At 58.6% G+C, this 20,255-nt stretch carries 17 protein-coding genes; 9 read left to right on the forward strand and 8 right to left on the reverse strand.

Translation table 11 applies throughout. The features are described 5' to 3' along the window. Window positions 1-127 precede the first annotated feature (127 nt). The 4 genes from RS75_RS13640 to RS75_RS13655 all read right to left on the reverse strand — a co-directional run bounded on the left by RS75_RS13640 (window position 128) and on the right by RS75_RS13655 (window position 4,750). Window positions 128-1,126, reverse strand: coding sequence for an ABC transporter permease (locus RS75_RS13640; protein ID WP_045021300.1), 999 nt, complete (start codon window positions 1,124-1,126; stop codon window positions 128-130). 14 nt (window positions 1,127-1,140) lie between these two features. Further along, window positions 1,141-2,118, reverse strand: a complete 978-nt coding sequence (locus RS75_RS13645) for an ABC transporter permease (RefSeq protein WP_045021301.1) — start codon at window positions 2,116-2,118, stop codon at window positions 1,141-1,143. Between the two features lie 13 nt (window positions 2,119-2,131). Then, complete coding sequence (locus tag RS75_RS13650) at window positions 2,132-3,631, reverse strand: sugar ABC transporter ATP-binding protein (protein WP_045021303.1); 1,500 nt, start codon at window positions 3,629-3,631, stop codon at window positions 2,132-2,134. A 72-nt stretch (window positions 3,632-3,703) separates the two neighbouring features. After that, window positions 3,704-4,750, reverse strand: coding sequence for an autoinducer 2 ABC transporter substrate-binding protein (locus RS75_RS13655; RefSeq protein ID WP_045021305.1), 1,047 nt, complete (start codon window positions 4,748-4,750; stop codon window positions 3,704-3,706). 339 nt (window positions 4,751-5,089) lie between these two features. Between RS75_RS13655 and RS75_RS13660 the strand changes: the two genes are divergently transcribed. Continuing rightward, entirely contained in the window at window positions 5,090-5,818 is a 729-nt protein-coding gene (locus RS75_RS13660) for a DeoR/GlpR family DNA-binding transcription regulator (RefSeq protein ID WP_045021307.1), read from the forward strand. Window positions 5,819-5,892: 74 nt separating this feature from the next. Here the strand turns inward: RS75_RS13660 and RS75_RS13665 are convergent, their stop codons facing one another. Then, window positions 5,893-6,759 carry a LysR family transcriptional regulator gene (locus RS75_RS13665; protein WP_045021308.1) on the reverse strand — a complete coding sequence of 289 codons (867 nt, stop codon included), beginning with the start codon at window positions 6,757-6,759 and terminating at the stop codon, window positions 5,893-5,895. A gap of 98 nt (window positions 6,760-6,857) precedes the next feature. Between RS75_RS13665 and RS75_RS13670 the strand changes: the two genes are divergently transcribed. Next, entirely contained in the window at window positions 6,858-8,222 is a 1,365-nt protein-coding gene (locus tag RS75_RS13670) for an MFS transporter (protein WP_045021310.1), read from the forward strand. A gap of 75 nt (window positions 8,223-8,297) precedes the next feature. Here RS75_RS13670 and RS75_RS13675 read toward each other — a convergent pair whose 3' ends face one another. The 3 genes from RS75_RS13675 to RS75_RS13685 are packed head-to-tail and all read right to left on the reverse strand — an operon-like array spanning window position 8,298 to window position 11,805. Then, on the reverse strand, window positions 8,298-9,533 hold the full coding sequence (locus RS75_RS13675; protein WP_045021312.1) for an amidohydrolase family protein: 1,236 nt from the start codon (window positions 9,531-9,533) through the stop codon (window positions 8,298-8,300). Between the two features lie 8 nt (window positions 9,534-9,541). Beyond that, window positions 9,542-11,107, reverse strand: a complete 1,566-nt coding sequence (locus tag RS75_RS13680) for a gamma-glutamyltransferase family protein (protein WP_234704275.1) — start codon at window positions 11,105-11,107, stop codon at window positions 9,542-9,544. Between the two features lie 8 nt (window positions 11,108-11,115). Next, window positions 11,116-11,805 carry a GntR family transcriptional regulator gene (locus RS75_RS13685; RefSeq protein ID WP_045021314.1) on the reverse strand — a complete coding sequence of 230 codons (690 nt, stop codon included), beginning with the start codon at window positions 11,803-11,805 and terminating at the stop codon, window positions 11,116-11,118. Between the two features lie 239 nt (window positions 11,806-12,044). Here RS75_RS13685 and RS75_RS13690 point away from each other — a divergent pair, with 239 nt between their 5' ends. The 7 genes from RS75_RS13690 (at window position 12,045) to RS75_RS13720 (ending at window position 20,242) form a co-directional block, all read left to right on the forward strand. After that, window positions 12,045-13,601, forward strand: a complete 1,557-nt coding sequence (locus RS75_RS13690) for an ABC transporter substrate-binding protein (RefSeq protein ID WP_045021317.1) — start codon at window positions 12,045-12,047, stop codon at window positions 13,599-13,601. Window positions 13,602-13,671: 70 nt separating this feature from the next. After that, window positions 13,672-14,637 carry an ABC transporter permease gene (locus tag RS75_RS13695; RefSeq protein ID WP_045021319.1) on the forward strand — a complete coding sequence of 322 codons (966 nt, stop codon included), beginning with the start codon at window positions 13,672-13,674 and terminating at the stop codon, window positions 14,635-14,637. A gap of 13 nt (window positions 14,638-14,650) precedes the next feature. After that, a complete protein-coding gene (locus RS75_RS13700; RefSeq protein ID WP_045021320.1) occupies window positions 14,651-15,604 on the forward strand; it encodes an ABC transporter permease in 954 nt (317 codons plus the stop codon). 9 nt (window positions 15,605-15,613) lie between these two features. After that, complete coding sequence (locus tag RS75_RS13705; RefSeq protein WP_045021321.1) at window positions 15,614-16,807, forward strand: amidohydrolase family protein; 1,194 nt, start codon at window positions 15,614-15,616, stop codon at window positions 16,805-16,807. Beyond that, window positions 16,807-18,300 (forward strand): amidohydrolase family protein, encoded by a 1,494-nt coding sequence (locus RS75_RS13710; protein WP_045021757.1) that lies wholly within the window; start codon window positions 16,807-16,809, stop codon window positions 18,298-18,300. Before RS75_RS13705 ends, RS75_RS13710 begins: the two co-directional genes overlap by 1 nt. Then, window positions 18,297-19,280, forward strand: coding sequence for an ABC transporter ATP-binding protein (locus tag RS75_RS13715; protein WP_045021322.1), 984 nt, complete (start codon window positions 18,297-18,299; stop codon window positions 19,278-19,280). Before RS75_RS13710 ends, RS75_RS13715 begins: the two co-directional genes overlap by 4 nt. After that, complete coding sequence (locus RS75_RS13720) at window positions 19,277-20,242, forward strand: ABC transporter ATP-binding protein (protein WP_045021323.1); 966 nt, start codon at window positions 19,277-19,279, stop codon at window positions 20,240-20,242. Before RS75_RS13715 ends, RS75_RS13720 begins: the two co-directional genes overlap by 4 nt. Window positions 20,243-20,255 lie beyond the last annotated feature (13 nt).

Below are 20,255 nucleotides of genomic sequence, written 5' to 3' on the forward strand. Positions count from 1 at the left end.
CCGATCCTGGCGCCGAACTGATCGGCGGCAGCGCGGTCGAGATAGCCCTCCGCAGGTTGCCGCCAGAAAATGCCGGACGTCCGTAAAGTCCTGCCTGCGAAGATGGAATTTCATCGCCTGCATGGGATCACCTGCCGGGGTTGCGCCACGCATTGATGGCGATGACGAGAATGAGGAATGCACCCCAGATGAAGTCGATCAGGTGATTGGAGAACCGCATCATCTGGAAGCCGGAGGAGAGCAGCATGAGGGCGACCAGGGCGATGGCGATGCCCAGAACCCGCCCCTTCCCGCCCGCCGGATTGGTGCCGCCGAGAACCGCAATCAGCACCGCCTGCAACAGATAGGACGCGCCGTAGTCGGATTTCGCGGCATTGGTGCGCCCGGACAGGATGATCCCTGCCAGCGACGCCAGAACGCCGGTCAGCATGTAGGAATACAGCATCATGCGGTCCTTGCGGATGCCTGCAAACACTGCGGCCCGCGGATTGGTCCCGATCAGCATCAGGTTGATGCCGAGCGTCGAACGCGTGAGCAGGATCGCCACGATCACACAGACGGCGATGAACAGCAGGAACGGCGTCGCGATACCGAAGATTTTGCCGTTACCGATCCAGTTCCATGCATCGGGAAAACCGACGATTGCCGGACCGCCGGTCATCACCAGCGCCAGCCCCATCAGTATCTGGCCTGTGCCGAGTGTCGCCAGGATCGGCGTGATGCGCAGCTTCGCTACCAGCAGGCCGTTGACCAAACCGGCCAGCAGGCCGACTGCCATGGCCAGCAGGATGCCAAGCCCGGTGTATAACACCATGCCCGAGGTGGAGGATTGTCCTGCCTGAACCATGGTGGAATGGAAATAGACACCGGCGATGATGCCCGCCAGATTGGCAATGCCCACCACGGAAAGATCGATACCGCCGGTCAGCATGGCGATCATCATGGCGATGGAGAGTATCCCCAGTTCGGGCATGATGTAGCTGATGGATTCGAAGTTGTAATAATTCAGGAACTTGGCAGGGTTCATCCAGGTCATCAGCGCGAAGACGATGACGGTGATTACAAGAAGCTGAAGGATGTTGTTGTCGTTGCCGAGAAGCCGGCGCATGTCGAACGAATTTTTCATGATGCGCTCTCCCGTTACGCTACGCTTTTACGATCGCGCCATGCGGTGATGGCGGTGGCGATGATGATGATCAGGCCGACAACGACCCGTTGCCAGGTGGTATCCACCTTCATGATGATCAGTGAGTTTTTGACCATCACCAGCATGAACACGCCCATCAATGTGCCGAGAACCGTGCCGCGCCCGCCAAAGATCGATGCGCCGCCAAGAACCACAGCCGCGATGACATCAAGTTCAAGGCCGACAAAATCACGCGGGTTGGCAAGCCAGATCATCGACGAATGCAGCAGGCCCGAGAAGCCCGCCAGCGCACCGGCAACGCAATAGACAAAGAAAATCGTCGCACCCGTATTGAAGCCAACACGCTTGGCTGCTTCCGGCGAGCCGCCATAGGCATAAACGCTGCGCCCGATCATGGTGTAGGTGAGGATGAGATGAATGACCAATGCCAGACCCAGATAGACCAGGAACATCGCGGTCAGGCCGAAAGTCGAACCCGTGGCCGAGGTAAGCGAGATCACATCGGTCTTGCCGAACCCGATCAGCTCCTTTGGCATCTTGTTGATGTTGACGATGCTGGTGCCGACGAGGCCGAGAACCAGACCGCGCACCATTGAGCCGGTTCCGAGCGTCACAATCAGCGGTATCATCTTGAAACGGTGGATGATGAAACCGTTGAATGCACCGAGAGCCAGGCCGATCAGCGTTGCCGCAACGAAGGGAATGAGCACGCCATCATAGTCGAGATAGACCATGGTCCGCACGGTCAGATACATCGCTGCAATGGCAAAGGCGGTGAACGATACGTCGATACCGCCTGAAATCATCACCAGCAGGACGCCGAGCGCCATTATGCCGATCACGACATTGGACCGTAACAGGCCGAAGATGTTGTCGAGTGACCAGAATGCCGGGTTGATGAGGCCAATGATGACCATGGCCGCAAGCAGGACGCAGGCGATAATAAATTCTGTGCTTCTGAAGAATTTCATGTTTTGCGGCCCCTCAATTCAGCGTCTTGAGCCGGTCATTAACGGCGTCCTCGGTCATGCTTTCTCCCGACAATTCGTCAACGAAACGGCCGCGGTGCATAACCAGCACGCGGTTGCAGTTCTGCACCAGTTCCGGCACATCGTCGGAAATCATCAGCACGGCCAGGCCTTCTTTTTCAGCAAGCTTGCGGATGATGTTATGGATCTGCGCCTTGGAGCCGACGTCCACGCCCACGGTCGGGCCATTCAGGATCAGCACTTTGGCGCCGGTCAGCAGCCAGCGGGCCAGAACCACGCGTTGTGCATTGCCGCCGGAGAGATGATTGACCGGAGTATGCGGTCCCGGCGCCACGATCTGCATGGCCGAGAACATATCGCGGGTCGTCTCGTCCGCCTTTTTGCGATTGATGAAAAGACCACGGACAAATTTATCTATCGACGTCACGATGATATTGCGCTCGATCGATTGTGTCAGGAACAGGCCCTCGGTCAGGCGGTCCTCCGGCACATAGGCGATACCGCAGGCAATACCGTCCTGAACGGTCCTTGGGTGAACTTCCCGGCCTCCCACACGCATGGAACCGGTGAAGCCGGGGCGCATGCCAAACAGCGCCAGCGCAAGTTCGGTGCGGCCCGAACCAATCAGGCCCGAAATGCCAACGATTTCGCCCGGCTTGAGCGTCAGATCGGCGTTTTCCACGGAACCCGAAACCGAGAGATTGCGCACTTCCAGCACCGGTGTATCGGCGCCCTCCTGCGCTAGCCACTGGTAGCTGTGGGCGCTCAGCTCCTGCCCCGTCATCGCGCGGGTGATCGCCGGTTCGTCGAATTCGGCAATCGGTCCTTCGGCAACCTTCTTGCCGTTACGGAAAACCGTCAGGCGCTCGCTAATTTCAAGCATCTCGCGCATCTTGTGGCTGACGAAGAGCACGGCGATGCCCTGTGCCTGAATATCACGCACGATCTTGAACAGGGCATCGACCTCATGGCGCGTCAACGCCGTGGTCGGCTCATCCATAATGATCAGACGTGCATCGGCCATAAGAGCACGGGCGATGGCCACGATCTGCTTACCCGAAGTCGGCAGGCTTTCGACATCGGCATCAAGGTCGATGGTCACGCCGAGGCGGTCCAGCGCTTTCCTGGCCATATCACGGACACGTCGCCAGTCGACCGTCTTGCGGCCCTCAATCAGAAAGGTATTGATCGCCAGGTTCTCGGCCACCGTCAGGTTTCCGAACAGCGAAAAGTCCTGGTAGATCACCTGAATACCGTGATGAACGGATTTTACCGGATCAAGTTTGCCAACGGGTTTCCCGTCGATCAGAATCTCGCCGTCCTCAGGTGTATAAACCCCGGACATGATTTTGATGACGGTGGATTTACCGGAACCGTTTTCACCGGCAAGGCAATGGATTTCTCCCGGCCGAATGCTCAGCGACACGTCGTCGAGCGCCTTCACGCCGCCAAACCGCTTGCCGATATGGCGCAGCTCGATCAGATTTTCAGTCATAATGGCCTCATGCAAGGCTGGAAAATGCAGATGTAAATGGAGAGAGGGTTGCCCCTCCCTCCGTGGTTCGGATCAGAAGTCGTACTTATCCATGTTTTCTTTGGTCACGCCGACCCAACCTGCGCCATAGAGCAGATGTGGCTTGGAGGCGTCAGGAACCAGCAGGCTTTCGTAGCCTGGCAGGCCCATGTTCAGACCGGCCTTGATCTGATCGTTCTTCTTCTCGAGAACCGCGACAGCCAGCATGTTCATGGCATAACCGGCAACGGCCGGATCCCAGAACTGGATGTACTGGATGTTATCGTTCTTGATATATTCGCCGGCGACGGAAACCAGGCCCGTGCCCGCGAAGAAGACCTTGCCCGACAGACCGCCCTCGGCGATCAGACGGCCAGCGCCTGCGGACGTTGGCATCGGAGCGCCCAGAATACCGGTAATGCCTGGATAGGCGGTCATCGCTTCCTTGAGCTTGGTGTAATCGGTATTGGCATCGTCATAGGTTTCAAGCCGCTCGGTCGCCAGCGACATGTCCGGGAAGTTGGCCTTCTGGTACTCGATAGCACCATCAACCCATTCCATCTGCGACTTGGACGTCAGGCCGCCGACGGTGGCAACGTACTTGCCCTTGCCGCCCATGGACTTGCCGAGTTCCTTCATCAGGTTCGCGCCATAGGCCTTGTTGTCGAAGGCTTCGATGTCAAAGTCGACGTTCTGGATATTGGAGGCCTCATGGCTGATGACGACAATGCCACGATCGCGAGCTTTCTTGAGCACCGGCTCAACCGCTTCGACCGAGAACGGCACGATAGCGATGGCATCAACGCCCTGCGCGATGAGGTTTTCGACGATCTGCACCTGAGCCGCGGCATCGGCCTGGCTCGGGCCAACCATCCAGACATCGTTTCCAGTGTCGCCCTTGAACTGCTCGACGCCGTCGCGCATGCGGTCAAACCATGCAATACCATCCACCTTCACGACGGTTGCAATCGTGTATTTCTTGCCACTCGCCGAAGTGATCAATTCCTTGTTGACCTTCGACGTATCGACGGCGCTCTGCGCAAAGACAGCCGACGCCGAAAGCGTCGCAGCAAGCGCGATGGTTGCGAAGATTTTATTCACGGATAACTCCTCCCTTTGAAACTGCATGTGCCACACCTATCCCGGTCGCAGCACCCGACAATGTTCGATTGCTAACGTCGGCAATCGCTTCTCGCGCGCCCGACGCCTCCTCATTCTCCCGGAAAAGGCTTCCTGCGCCCCGTACCGATGGATCACCGGGTGACCCAGAAACCTGTTGTTTTCCTCTCCCGATAATGCGAATTATGATGTTACAATCCGAACATTATGTTTCGATCGTTTCATGATTGATATTCCTTTGTCAAGCGCAGCCAAGGGCAATTGCTAGGAAACTAACATCCAAATAAGAAGCGCAGGGTACGAACCGAAAGCGGAGATACGGTGAGCAGAATAAGTGCACACAACGCCAGGCTGAATGCGCTGGCTCTTCTTGTTCAGGAAACGGGCGTATTGCGGTTGCGGGACGCGGCTTCCCGGCTTGGCGTATCCGAGATCACCATTCGCCGCGATATCGCCGCCGACGGCAAGCAATTAAGCTGTCTTGGCGGTTACATTATTCCGATCCAGGACGGCACTGTGAGCAGCGACTATGTGCTGGACCAGGAAAAGGACAGCCATGCGACGGCCAAAGCGCGCGCCTGTGCGCAGGCGGCGGCTCTGATCGAACCCTATGATACCGTATTCATCGACTGCGGGACGACGACGCCGCATCTGGCGCGGCAAATTCCGGCCAGCGCACATGTAACCGTCATCTGCTACTCCCTCAACGTTGCAGAGGAGCTGGCAAGCAGAAGCGATGTCCGCCTGATCATGCTCGGGGGGCTCTATCACCCGGAAGCGGCCTCGTTTTCGGGGGATGAGGGTATTGAGGTGTTGAAGCGCATCAACATCAACAAGGCATTTCTGTCTGCCGGTGGCGTGGACGAACAGCACGGCGTCACCTGTTCACATTTCCATGAAGTGCCGATCAAACAGATGGTTATGCAACGCTCAGTGCAAAAGCATCTGGTGGTGGATGCCAGCAAGTTCAGCAAGGTGCGAGCCGCGCGCTACGCTTCCATTGGCGACTTCAATTCAATTGTTGCAGATCAGCCTGCACCATGGGGCTGAACACACAACTTTAAGCACCCGGTTTTCAATTCGCGCCAATCGCCAATTCTGCATTGCGGCGAGTGCACAGAAGGTCAAGCAGCGAAGTCGCCACGCTCATTGATGAGCGCGACGACGAAGTCCATGACGGCGCGGACGGAAGGTGTCTTGCGCAAGTCACGATGAACGAGAAGCCAGATATCCCGGGAGAAGGACGGAAGGCCCTCCCCGATCCGCACGAGGTCAGGGTCGGCATCTCCCATGAAGCAAGGCAGCCCGGCAACGCCAGCACCGGTCCGCACCGCGATAAGATGCCCGCCGATGTCGTTCAACTCGCATGCAACCGGCCGCCTGCCAGCAATGCCGAGCAGCCATTTCTGCTGCGGCATGTCCACGAAGTTTTCGTCGAAAGCAATGAATTGCCACTGATCCGGACGGTCGCGGTGAGCATAGTCCCGGCGCGCGTAGAGACCGAACGCCATCGTCCCGAGTTTCCGCGCGACGTTGCCGGCCTCCTTGGGACGTACCAGCCGGAGCGCCACGTCCGCCTCTCTTCGGCTGAGCGAAACCTGCTGCGCCTGCGCCGCAAGAGAAAGACGGATATCCGGATAGAGGGTCCGAAACTGCGCGAGATGCTGCGCCAGTAGATGTGCCGCCAGCACCGGCGGAGCACTAAGCGTGACCTTGCCGATCAGCGGCGTATGCGCAGCCCGGGCGACCCGGGCAACGCCATCAGCGGCACCTTCCATCGTGACGGCCTGATCGAAGACCTGCTGACCGATCGTCGTCAAGCGGCAGGATCGCGGCAGGCGCTCGACCAGCATGACATCCAGTTCGGCTTCGAGTACGGCCAGCCGACGGCTGACGGTTGCGTGGTCAACTTTCAGGGCACGCGCCGCACCGGACAGGGTGCCGCAACGCGCCACTGCCAGAAAATGACGAAGATTTTCCCAATCGGCCATCTGTGCGAATTCTCCAGGTTCACTGGCATATATATAGAATTTTCGCGGAGAAATCGTCGGCGTAATCTCAGGAAAATGTCTTTTCAGGGATCGTTTCGATGTCCGCCTCACGTACCGCATACCCACGCATCACGCTTATCGCCTCTTCACTTGGCTTCGTGGTCGTTCTTCTCGATGTCAGCGTCGTCAATGTCGCGCTCGACGCGCTGCGCACGAGCTTCTCAACCAACGTCGCCGGCCTGCAATGGGTGGTCAATGCCTACACGCTGATCTTCGCCGCCCTGCTGCTCATGGCAGGAGCCCTGGGCGACCGTTTTGGCGCGCGCGCCATCTTCATCACCGGCTTCGTTGTATTCACGTTCGCTTCGCTTTGCTGCGGCTTGGCGCCGACGCTGGCGACACTGGTTGCGGCGCGGTTCGCGCAAGGCGTCGGCGCCGCGCTGCTGGTTCCGAACTCCCTGTCGCTACTCCAACAGACTTTTCCAGACAAGGAACAGCGCAACCGCGCAGTCGGCTGGTGGGGTGCCGCGGGCGGTATTGCACTGGCGGCCGGCCCCGTGGTCGGCGGTTTCCTCGTGACCCATTTCGGCTGGCGCAGCGTTTTCCTGATCAATATTCCCATCGGGGTGCTCGGTCTCTCCCTGATCCTGCGCTACACGGAACAGAGCCCCAGAAACGAGGGGCGCTCGCTCGATCTGCCTGGGCAGGCCACCGCCATCATTGCGCTTGCATCGCTTGCGACGGCGTTGACGGACGCGTCGCATCTGGGATGGACGCATCCAAGGACGATCGTGGCCGTTATTTTGGCGGTACTTTGCGCGATCACCTTCATCTTGATCGAGACACGAAGTCGCGCACCCATGCTGCCGCTTTCATTTTTCTCAAGCCCGGCTTTCTCGATTGCCTCGATCACCGGCATCATCGTCAACTTCGCCTATTATGGCATGATCTTCGTCTTCAGCCTGTTCTTTCAACTGGAGCAACATCTTTCGCCCCAGGAGACCGGCATCGCCTTCCTGCCGATGACCATCATTCTTATGGTCACGAATATCGTCGCAAGCCGGTTGATCTCACGCCTTGGCGCACGCAGACTGATGGTGCTTGGCCTCATTCTGGCAGCGACCGGATATCTTCTGCTGATCCCGGTCAGTCTCAGTGGTTCCTATTGGCAACTGGTCGTGCCTATGCTGATGGCGGCGAGCGGTATCGCGTTGATCGTGCCGACGATCACGAACGTGACCCTTTCCTCAGTCGATCCGTCACGGGCGGGCATCGCGTCGGGTGTTCTCAACACGGCGAGACAGGTGGGCGGCATGCTCGGCGTTGCGGTGTGCGGCTATTTCGTGCGGGACACGGCCCCTGCCGTGTTCATGCGCGGTATGCATCTCTCGCTGACCGTCGCGGTCGTGCTGTTGTCTCTCGGCGCTACGCTCTCGTTCTTCTGCCTGAAGCAGGAACGGTGATAGCCACCATAGGCATCGCCTGCAGCGCGTTACCGGGAAGCATTTCGAGGGTTTTCCGATCCACAGGCGGCCTGATTAAACGCCGGGATTTCCGAACATGTGTGAACGTGAACGGACGAAGGTCTTTTTACCCGCCTTCCAACCAGCCAGCGGGGGCGCGATGGAGCGGATCGCGGTTTGCTGGTCGGGTGCGTCGAGGATGACAATGTCGGCGGGGGCGCCGACCGTTAAACCGTAGTCTGCGCGCATGATTGCCGCAGCGCGTGCGCTCACCATGGCGAAGACCTCCTCCAGGTCCTCGTCTCGACAAAGCTGAGTGACGTTGGCGTATAGATTTGCCATACGCGAAAGCGAAGCATCACCAAACGGCGTGAAGGGGTTGAGGATGTTGTTCGTGGCGATTGCTGCCTGCACCCCGTCGGCCAACAGGAGATGCGCCGGTGTAACACCCCGCGGGATGTTTGACTGATGATCCCGTCCCATCAAAAAAAGGTCTGTTGCAGGCAGAACCGTCACGGCAATTCCTGCTTGCGCAATCTTGCGCGCGAGAGCCGAACGTTCCGTTGGATCGAGCACAGACAGGTTGGTCACATGTCCGACTGTCACCCGACCGCCATAGTCATTCTCACGCGTTGCCTCAATAACGGCTGGCAAGTCGGTTTTTGCCGGATCGAGACTGAAATCCAGATGGAAATCCACGTCGACATCATGTTTTCTGGCCAGCGCAAAAATCCGCCTGATATGCTCCTCCGGTCGCGGATCGGTATAGGGGCAACCGCCTATGAGATCGGCACCGGTGCGTAGCGCCTCGTCCAACATCTCTTCCGTTTCCGGCTCCTGCGTCAGCCCTTCCTGCACGAAGGCGCAAATCTGGAGGTCTATCGCGAAGGCAAATTGCTCGCGAACGCGTTTGATGGCTTGAAATGAGCGCATGCCTGCGCGCGGATCAATCTCCACAAAGGTGCGCATGCGGGTGGTGCCGTGAAAGATGGCTTGCCGGACGACGGCAGAAGCCCGCTCAAAAACATCCTCTTCAGAAAATCCGGCCTTGGCTTTTGCCGTCTCGCGCACGGCTTCTTCCAGCGTACCCGCACAGATCGTGCAGCGCTCCAGAATGCTGGCTTTGTCGAGATGAACATGGCTATCGACGAAGCCGGGAAATGCGAAGTTACCCTCCACATCTTCTTCGGTAATGGCATCGCAGCGGATGTTCGCGCCAATCGCAACGATGCGCCCATGTTTGACCGCAATATCCACCGGCCCCGGCAGACCTGCCAGTTGCGCATTTCGAAAAACGAGATCAACGAGCATGTCAGGCCTCAAATACCAATGGCGCAACCATCGCTGCGGGGATCATGTGCGCCGTCGATCCAGCCGTCACTGTTCAATCGGATCACCCCCGCCTGCCCCGCCAGCGCGCTGAGTGCCGGGATGGCAATCGTCTCATGGCCCATCGCATGCAATTTCTCGATAACGCTGTCTCCAGCCGGAGCCTCGATCTTCAGATTATCGCGGGTATCGGAAAAAGTTCGGCCGAGCAGAAACCGCGGCGCAGACAGCGCCGAAAGCGTATCGAAGCCGTGGTCGATCAGACGGCTCAACAGCAGTGCAAGCGTCTGCGGCTGCCCATCGGCACCTTGCGTACCGTAAAGAAGATGCGGTTTACCGTCTCTCAAGCCGATGCCGGGGTTGAGCGTGTAGAATGGTCTCTTCCCCGGCGCCAGAACATTCGGGCTTAGCGGATCGACGCTGAAAGCCGCTCCGCGATTTTGCCAGAGAATGCCAGTGTCGCCGAGCAAGACACCGCTTCCCCAGTCATAATAGGTGCTTTGCAGAACGCTGGCGCAACGCCCGTCGTGATCGACTGCGGCAAGGTAAACCGTATCGCCGGTTTGATGGATAGCGGGCCAGGGGCGGGCGACCTGCCGGTCAATCGCGGCTGCCTTGCGCGACAGAACCACGTCGCTCAGCCAGTCACCACATGCCTGCGCAACAAAATCCGGATCGGCGATGGCACCCCGGTCGAGAAAAGCCTGCTTCACCCCCTCCACGCAAAGATGGTAGAATTCGGCTGATGACGGATCCACCTTATTCATGTCGAAATTCGACAGGACGCCCATGATCCCAAGCGTCGTTACGCCCTGGGATGGCGGCGGCGGCGCCAGAAGTTCTATGCCTCGATAGACCATGGAAATAGGATCGACGATCTGCGCGGCAGTCTTTTGCATGTCTGCAACACGGATTGGGCTGCCTGCAGCCTCCAGACCGTTTGCAATGCGCCGGGCAAGCTCGCCCTCGTAAAATTCGCGGTGACCATATAGGGCGATCCGCTCGAGAACGGAGGCCAGTTGCGGTTGACGCTGAATACCTTCGGTAACGAAGTGGGCCTCAAAGCCCGGCCAGGTGGCGATCTCATTCGCACGAAATGCATGCCAGTGCTTTTGTGACTGGCTGGCCGGAAAACCCTCTGCAGCTAACTCAATCGCGTCCGCCAGCAGCGTTGCCAGGCTCTCTGTTCCCCGCCAGTTCTCAGACGAATATCGCAACGCCTCGCCCCAGCTATCGACCAGCCCGGCCGTTGTCAGAGCCGATAGCGGCCCCCGTTGCGGGATGGCATCCAGCACGGGTAGATGTTCAGCAGCCTGACCGATCCCCATGATCGTTCGCCGACGGCCGGAGCTGTCTGCCACGATCCATATCGCGTCTCCTCCCAGCCCGCAAAAATGAGGATAGAGAACGGTGAGCGCTGCACCGGCGGCAATGACAGCCTCGATCGCCGTGCCACCACGCCGTAGTACCTTCGCACCAGCTTCACTCGCCGTGTGGTGCGGTGTGGCGATCATGCCCTGCATCGAGCGTGCCGCACTGTTTTCCGATTGACGCATGGATACTCCTAATCGGACATCGAAATATATCGGCTGAGAATCTCCGTAATATCTGGACCATCATCCTTCTCGTCCACCTTGGCCCTGTCTTCGACGGCGTGCAGGTGGTGATCCATGATGCGGGTTGCGGTTTCGGCATCGAGGTTTTTCAACGCCTCGATCAACTGGATATGCTCATCGATACCGCATTCCGCAGAATGAGGTCGCCCGAAACGGGCGAGAATGAGCGATGAACGCGAGACGATCTGGCTGATGAAATCAATCAGCAGTTTGGAACCCGTCAGTTCAGCAAGAAGAATGTGGAATTCTCCTGCAAGCCTAATCGAACGGGGAGACGATGCGTGTAGCGCTCGCTCTTCCTCCCGCACATGACTAATGAGGGCATCGATACCGTCTCTGGGCATACGCCTGCACAGGCGGCCTATCACCTCGCGCTCAAGGCAACGCCTCAGCGCAAAAACCTCCTCCGCTTCTTCCAGCGTCGGCATGGCAACAGCCGCGCCGCGATTGGGCTTGATCTCCACCAGGCCGTCGGAAGCAAGGCGCAACAGGGCGTTTCGGGCGCTCGTCCGGCTGACACCGAATGTGTCACCGATGGAATCCTCCGGCAATTTCGTTCCGGGCTTCAACGCCTGTTCAAGGATGGCACGGCGAAGAGAAGCGTAGATCGCATCGCTTCTGCTGAGATTTGTAGACATAACCTGCGCTCGTTATCTGGATGCAATTTCATCCCTATATCGCACGAGTATCGTACAAAATCCATACCCATAAATTGCATGCAATCTTCTATTGCGTTTGCATTCACACTCATCTAGCTTTTGCAATAGTTCGCAAGGAAGAGCCAAAAAGCCATTTGCGACGACGGGTTTCAATAGCACTCATTCCGGTTAGCGACAGTGTGTCGATAAGATTGAATGCAATCCGAGGGGATCTATAAATGCAATTATCCAGAATTTTCGTTGCGAGTGCGGCACTGATAGCGCTAGCCCTCCCAGCCTCCGCTACAACACTAAAATGGGGCGCTTCTCGCGACATCAGTTCGCTCGACCCCTACTCCTACGGCGACAGCTTTGCTCTTGGTGTGCTCAATCACTCGTATGAAGGATTGATGCGGTATGACCGAAACCTGAAGATCGAGCCCGCACTTGCAACGTCATGGGAGATCATCTCGCCTACCACATGGCGCTTCAAACTTCGCGAGGGCGTGAAATTCCACAATGGAGCGGATTTCACAGCAGACGATGTTCAGGCGTCGCTTCTACGGGCGACCAACCCCAAATCACCGCTTCGTGGAAACATTCCTGCCTATAAGGGCTCACGCGTCATCGACGCCCACACCATCGAAATCGACGTATCGGCCAACTACCCGCTACTGCTAAACGACCTGACAACGATCTACATTTTCGATGCGGGCTGGCTCAAGGACAACAATGCCGAAGCACCGACCGATGTCGGTTCTGGCGTTGAGGGCTACGCTACCTACAATGAAAACGGCACCGGCCCCTTCAAAGTCGAGAGCCGTCAGCCGGATGCAAAAACCGTCTTCGTGAAGTACGATGGTTGGTGGGACAAGCCCCGGCACAATATTGACCGCATCGAGCTTACGCCGATTGCCTCCAGCGCTACCCGCGTGGCCGCACTTCTATCCGGCGATATCGACTTTACAGATCAGGCACCGGTGCAGGATCTGCCGCGACTTGAAGCCGCCTCATCGCAGGTCAAGCTTCTCGAGGGAACCGATCTTCGCACTGTCATGATCGGCTTCAGCCAGCGTGACCAGCTGCTATCGGGAGCACCAAACCCGATGAAGGATCTGCGTGTCCGACAGGCAATGCAGCTCGCCATCGATCTCGACCTCATTCAGAAACGCGTAATGCGCGGTAAGTCCCGCAATGCCGGCGCCCTCGTCGCACCGGAAATACCGGGATACGATGCGGCCCTCGACCAGCCGGTCAAAGCCGATCCGGAGAAGGCAAAGGCACTTCTCAAAGAGGCCGGTGCTGAAGGTTTCGAATTCGAATTCAACTGCGCAGACACTTTGGTCAACGAAGAGCAAGTGTGCCAGGCCGTTGCTTCGATGTGGTCGCGTATCGGTCTCAAGCCCAAACTGGATCAGGGCCCGCGCGCGGTACAGACACCGAAACGTTCTGCCGGCAAGGTTGATGTCTATACCCTCGGCTGGGCCACTTTGCCCATGCTGGATGCTTACAGCCTCACATCACAGGTTCTCCACACCAAAGAAGGCTCATTCGGGATTTTCAATTGGGGCGGCTGGTCGGACAAGGAATTCGACGCGGTAACGGAGGCGTCGGCAGTTGAACTCGATACGACCAAGCGCCTTGCACTGGAGGCACAATCGCTGAAGATCGCAAAGGACCATGCGCTCATGATCCCGCTCCACCAGCAACCACTGGCCTGGGCCACAAGCGCCAAGATTGCCGATTTCCCGCTGTTTTCGGACAATCTTCCCCGTTTATGGCTGGTGAAGATGTAATCCGGGGCCCCGCCGATATTCCTGGCGGGGGACCGCTCCTTCATGTTGGCCAGATCAAGGACACTTCACCATGCTCGCTTTCCTCATCAAGCGGATCGGCAATGCCGTTCTCGTGATGCTGACGGTCGCTTTCTTTGCCTTTCTTATCTTCCGTTTTCTGGGAGATCCCGTCGAGATGATGGTGAACGAAAGCGCGACCCAGGTTGATCGCGACGAGCTGCGGGGACGCCTCGGCTTGAACGACGGTTTCTTCGTGCAATATGTGCGCTTTGTCGCCAATGCGGCGCAGGGTGAATTCGGCCTGTCGTGGCGCAATCAGCAGTCGGTGTTGGGCCTTATCGCCGAACGATTTCCAGCCACCTTCGAACTGGTCATCATCGCCACCATCCTGTCGCTCGCCATCGGCATACCGCTGGGCGTCTTCACTGCCATTGGTCGGGAAAAATGGTGGGCGGAAAGCCTACAGTTCAGCTCGATCATCGGTGTATCCCTGCCGAGTTTTCTCGTCGGCATCCTCCTGATCCTGATATTTTCCGTCACGCTCGGCTGGTTGCCAGGTTACGGGCGCGGCGACGTGGTGCGCATCGGCTGGTGGTCCACGGGGCTGCTGACGCCTTCGGGCCGCGCTGCCGTCATCCTGCCGTCTCTGTCATTGTCGCTTTTCCAGATCACACTTGTCATGAGGCTGGTGCGGGCAGAAATGCTGGAGACGCTGCGGACGGATTTCATCAAGTTTGCCCGCGCACGCGGCGTAAGACGACGCGCCTTGTGGTTTCGTCATGCACTCAAGAACTGTCTGATGCCTGTCGTTACCTTGACCGCGATGCAGGTCGGCAACCTGATTGCCTTTGCCCTCGTCACTGAAACAGTTTTCCAGTGGCCAGGCATGGGAATGCTGTTCATGCAGGCCGTCACCTTCGTCGATATCCCCGTGATGGCGGCCTATCTGTGCATCGTATCCTTCATCTTCGTAACGCTGAATACCTTCGTCGATATCGCCTATGCGGTCATCGACCCGCGTCTGCGCGCCGCGTGACAGGAGCATCACCATGACCACCATCGAGCCCACACCCGCCGCGACCAGACCGACACCATCGCGATTTGCACGGTTGCTGCAATCCGATCTGGGATGGAGCTTCACCCATCACCCTTCCGCGATCATTGCCGCAATCATGCTTTTGATGTTGATCGCATCGGCTTTTCTGGCCCCGTTGTTTACAGTACAGAACCCATATGATCTCGCCTCTCTCGATCTGCTGAACGCCGAAATCCCGCCAATCTGGATGACGGAGGGCCAGTGGCCGTATATTCTCGGCACCGACGTTCAGGGGCGCGATCTGTTGTCGGCAATCCTCTACGGATCGCGGGCGTCCATCATCATCGGTGCTGCTTCCGTGGCTGTATCGCTGGTCGTTGGCTCTACACTCGGATTGATCGCCGGCTACCATGGCAAATGGGCTGACGGTCTACTGATGCGGGCGGGCGATGTGCTGTTGTCCATGCCGACAATGCTTATCGCCATTCTCGTCTCCGCGCTCGCCCGGCAGCTCCTGCCGCCCTATCTGCGCGAGGCAGGCGCATCAGGCGTTATCGTTTTTGCGATTTCACTGTCTGCATGGGTACAATATGCGCGAACCGTGCGGGCGCAGACCATGGTCGAACGCAACAAAGAATATGTGCAGGCGGCCAGGCTGATACGGGTGCCGACGCGGCGCATCATGCTAAAACACATCCTTCCGAACACCACGACGCCCCTGCTGGTCACCGCCACACTGAACTTTGGCCTTGGCATCCTGATCGAGGCGACGCTGTCTTTCCTCGGCGTCGGCATGCCACCGGAACAGCCGTCTCTCGGAACGCTCATCCGCATCGGCAATCAATATCTGTTTTCAGGTCTGTGGTGGATCGTGCTTTTTCCGGGCCTCCAGCTCTGCCTGCTCGTGGTGTCCATCAACGTGCTCGGCGACTGGCTGCGCGACGCCCTTAACCCCAAATTACGCTGAGGCTTATTGATGACCGATCTTCTGATTACCAATGCAAGACCCATGGGTGGCATGAAGGCCGACATCCTGATCAAGGATGGCCGTATTACTGCAATCGGCGAGAAGCTGGCCGCCGACGGCGTACCAGTCGAGGATGCCGCTGGCCGCATTGCCATTCCCGGTCTGGTCGACGCCCACACCCATCTCGACAAGTCGCTGCTGGGATATCCGTGGTACGTCAACACGGTTGGCCCGCTCCTGATCGACAAGATCGACAATGAGCGCAATGTAAAGCGTGAATACGGTCTCGACGCCCATGTGCAATCCATGCGCCAGTCGTTGCAGTCTGTCGGTTATGGCACGACGCTGATTCGTACCCATGTTGACATCGATACCGACCAGGCTTTGGTCGCACTGGAAGGCGTTATGGAAACGCGGCGACAGCTTGTGGGCGTCGTCGAAATTGAAATTGTCGCTTTTCCACAATCGGGACTGATGCGCAGACCCGGCACCGCCGAACTGCTGGACAAGGCCATGGCGATGGGCGCCGATCTGGTTGGCGGGCTTGATCCCTGTGGCATGGATCGCGATCCGAAAGGGCATCTCGATACGATCTTCGCGATTGCCGAAAAACACGGAAAAGGCATCGATATCCATCTCCATGAAGGCGGAGAGCTTGGCGCATTCTCGATGGAGATGATCTTCGAGCGCATTCGCGCCACAGGCATGCAGGGCAAGGTTGCGGTCAGCCATGCATTCTGCCTGGGCCTTCCTGACTGGAACGTCTCGCAAGCACTCATCGACACCTGCGCAGAGCTGGACGTCCCTATTTTCACGACGGCCCCTCCATCGCGCGAAGTTCCGTCGCTGAAACGCCTGCATGCTGCCGGGGTGCGCTTCGGTGCCGGTGTCGACGGCTTCCGCGACACATGGGGACCCTATGGCAATGGCGATATGCTCGAGCGGGCCATGCTGCTAGGTATGAAAAACAATCTGCGCCGCGATGACGAGCTTGCAATGGCTCTCGATGTCTGCACGACCGGCGGTGCTCTGGCGATGGATCGTCACGCGCACGCTCTCAAGGTGGGCGGTCGCGGCGATATCGTGCTTGTCGAAGGAGAAAGCGTCGGCGAAGCCATCGTGACACACCAGCCACGCAAGCTGGTTGTCACAGCCGGCAACATCGTTGCGCGCGATGGCGCAAGCCTGAGAGCACGACCATGATGGCCGCAGACTGGTCCACACTTACTCTCGGCGAACGTCCGCCCGGTCGCTGGGCGCTTACAGCGCGTTACGTGATTGCCGATCTGCCAGAAGGCAGACGCCTGATCAACGGTGGCGAAGTGGTGATCGAGAACGACCGCATCATCTGGGTCGGGTCCCGCTTCGAAGGTGAATTGGCCGCACGTTACGACATGGGTGAAGCCCTTATCGGCCCAGGCTTTGTCGATCTCGATGCCCTGTCCGATCTCGACACGACCGTGCTTGCCATGGACAACCAGCCGGGCTGGAAAAAGGGGCGCGTTTGGCCTTCCGATTACGCCGCACGGGCCTATGAGATGTACACGCCGGAAGAACTGGCCTTCCAGAAGCGTTACGCATTTGCTCAGCTGCTCCTTAACGGCATCACTTCAGCCCTTCCGATAGCATCCCTGTTTTATCGCGAATGGGGTGAAACGATAGGTGAATTCGAGGCTGCCTCCGTTGCCGCCAGGGACCTTGGCATCCGTGTTTGGCTTGGCCCTGCCTACCGTACGGGTGGCGTCATTCTCAACGAAGCCGGTGCAATGCAACCGGTCTTCGACGAGGCACGCGGACTTCGGGAGCTTTCCGAAGCCGCCGCCTTTGCCAAAAGGGTACACGGCACCGGCGATGGCCTGATTTCCGGCATGTTCTCTCCAGACCGCGTCGAGACCTGCACGGAGGAACTACTGCGCCAGACATTTGCCCACGCCGATGAACTGGATATGCCCGTGCGTTTACACATGGCGCAGGGCGAGATGGAGTTGCAGACCGTTCAGCGGCTGCATGGCGCCACCGCTCCGCAATGGCTCGATGGTCTTGGCCTCCTCTCACCTCGACTGATAGCACCGCATGCGACAGTGGCGACCGACGACGATCTGCTGCGTTATGCGGCAAACGGCGTCACCGTCGCCCATTGTCCGCTTGTTTCGGCACGGCACGGCTCGTCGCTCAAATCCTTTTCCCGACTGAAAGCGATGGGCATTCGCATCGGCATGGGTACCGATACGGCACCGCCGGACATGGTGTTGAACATGGCCATTGGCATGATGGCAAACAGGATTGCGGAAGGGCGCGGTGACGCTGGATCGGCAGCCGAGTTCTATGACGCAGCAACCCTTGCCGGTGCCGATGCCTTGAAGCGCCCTGATCTGGGACGTCTTGCTCCCGGCGCAAAGGCCGACATCGCCGTGTTCGACATGGCGGACCGGATGATTGCGCCGCGCATCGATCCGATCCAGACACTTGTCTATGGCGCAACTGGTCGCGTCACCCGCGCAACGATCGTTGATGGACGGATTTCAATGCGTGACGGGAATGTGGCCGGGATCGATCTGGTCGCTGCACGAAGCCAGGCGCAGCAACAGTTTGACGGCCTGATCGCTCGCTATCCCGTGCGCACCTATGGCCACCCGCGGGTGGAGGAGATTTTCCCGCCAAGCTACCCTTTCCCCCAAAGTGAGGCGTCGTCATGAACACCAGCCCCTCTCCCGCTCTCGAGGTCAAAGGCCTTTCTGTCGAATTCCCAACACGCGGTGGCGTTCTGACTGCGTTGTCCGATGTATCCCTGACGATTGCGCGGGGAGAGATTCTCGGTGTCGTGGGCGAGTCAGGTGCGGGAAAGTCGATGACCGGCCTGGCCGTTCTCGGCCTTCTCGAACCACCCGGTCGCATCGCCTCCGGCGAAATCCATATCGGTGGAAAACGGACGGATAATCTCAACGATAACGAAATGGAAAACGTGCGGGGCCGCATGGTGGGTGCCATATTTCAGGATCCGCTGACGTCGCTCAATCCCCTGTTTTCCGTTGGTCAGCAACTGATCGAAACCATCCGACTGCATTCGGACCGTAATCGGGCGCAGGCGCGTCTTCACGGCGTTCACCTGCTGCAACAGGTGGGTATTCCCGGCGCGGATGAGCGCATCGACCATTATCCGCACCAGTTTTCCGGCGGTATGCGGCAACGGGTTGTGATCGCCTTGGCGCTTGCAGGAAACCCGCAATTGATCATTGCCGATGAGCCGACGACAGCGCTTGACGTTTCCATACAGGCGCAGATTACCAGCCTGCTGCGCAAGCTGTGCCGGGAACAGGGCGCTGGCGTCATGCTGGTCACGCATGACATGGGCGTGATTGCCGAGACCGCCGACCGCGTGGCCGTCATGTATGCGGGCCGCATCATCGAGATCGGCGCCGTCGAAGACGTCATCGCCCGCCCGAAACATCCTTATACGCGCGGCCTGATGGGCTCCATTCCAGCGCTCGGTGCACGCGTCGATCGTCTGACACAGATCGACGGCGCCATGCCACGGCTGAATGCTGTTCCGCCCGGCTGCGCCTTTAATCCACGGTGTGGCGCGGTCGGCCCACGCTGTCTCGAAATCCGCCCGGCGCTGATACCCGAAGCACGTGGTGCCGTCGCCTGCCTGCTTCATAACGGAGGTGTTGCATGAGAAGCTCCCAGAATGCCCTTGAGGTCGACCAGTTGACGCGGGTCTTCGATGTCTCGACGCCGTGGCTGAACAGGATGATCGAGCGCAAACCGAAACGCTATTTGCATGCCGTGCAGGACGTCACCTTCATCGTCAAGAAAGGCAAATGCCTGGCGCTGGTCGGCGAGTCCGGATGCGGGAAATCGACGGTAGCGCGGTTGGTGACGCGGCTATATGCCCCGACCGAGGGCGCCATCGTCTTTGCACCGGCCAGTGACGGGAAGCCAATGGAAGCGCAGATGATCTTCCAGGACCCGCATGCGAGCCTCAACCCGCGCTGGCGCGTTGGTGACATCATTGCCGAACCTATCCGCGAATTCGGCCTTCGCGACAGTGCGGACGCGGTCACCGAGCGTGTGGCCGACCTGCTGAAGATCGTTGGTCTTTCACCTGATGACAGTCGGCGCTATCCACATGAGTTTTCCGGCGGCCAGAGACAGCGCATTTCCATAGCCCGGGCACTGGCCAGCGAGCCGGAGTTCCTTGTCTGCGATGAACCCACATCGGCCCTCGATGTCTCCGTGCAAGCGCAAATCCTCAATCTGATGCGCCAGCTTCAGGACGAACTTGGCCTGACCTATCTTTTTATCAGCCACAATCTGGCCGTCGTACGGCATATGGCAGACCGGATTGCCGTGATGTATCTCGGCCGGATTGTGGAAGAGGCGGATACAGAAGCCCTTTTTGCCGATCCGCAGCACCCCTACACAAAATTGCTGCTCCAGACGATCCCGGACGTGGCTTCCCCTAATCGCAACCGGGCACTGATGGGCGGCGAGCCGCCCAGCCCGCTCGATCCACCGAAAGGCTGCGCCTTCCACCCACGCTGTCCACTTGCCGCAGATATTTGCAGCAGGGATGCCCCTAAATCACGCAGGCGCCAAGGCGGCGGTGTTGTCGCCTGCCATATGGCCCCGCTTTAAAGCGGCAGCGTGT

This window comes from Rhizobium nepotum 39/7, from assembly GCF_000949865.1.
GTDB lineage: Bacteria > Pseudomonadota > Alphaproteobacteria > Rhizobiales > Rhizobiaceae > Agrobacterium > Agrobacterium nepotum.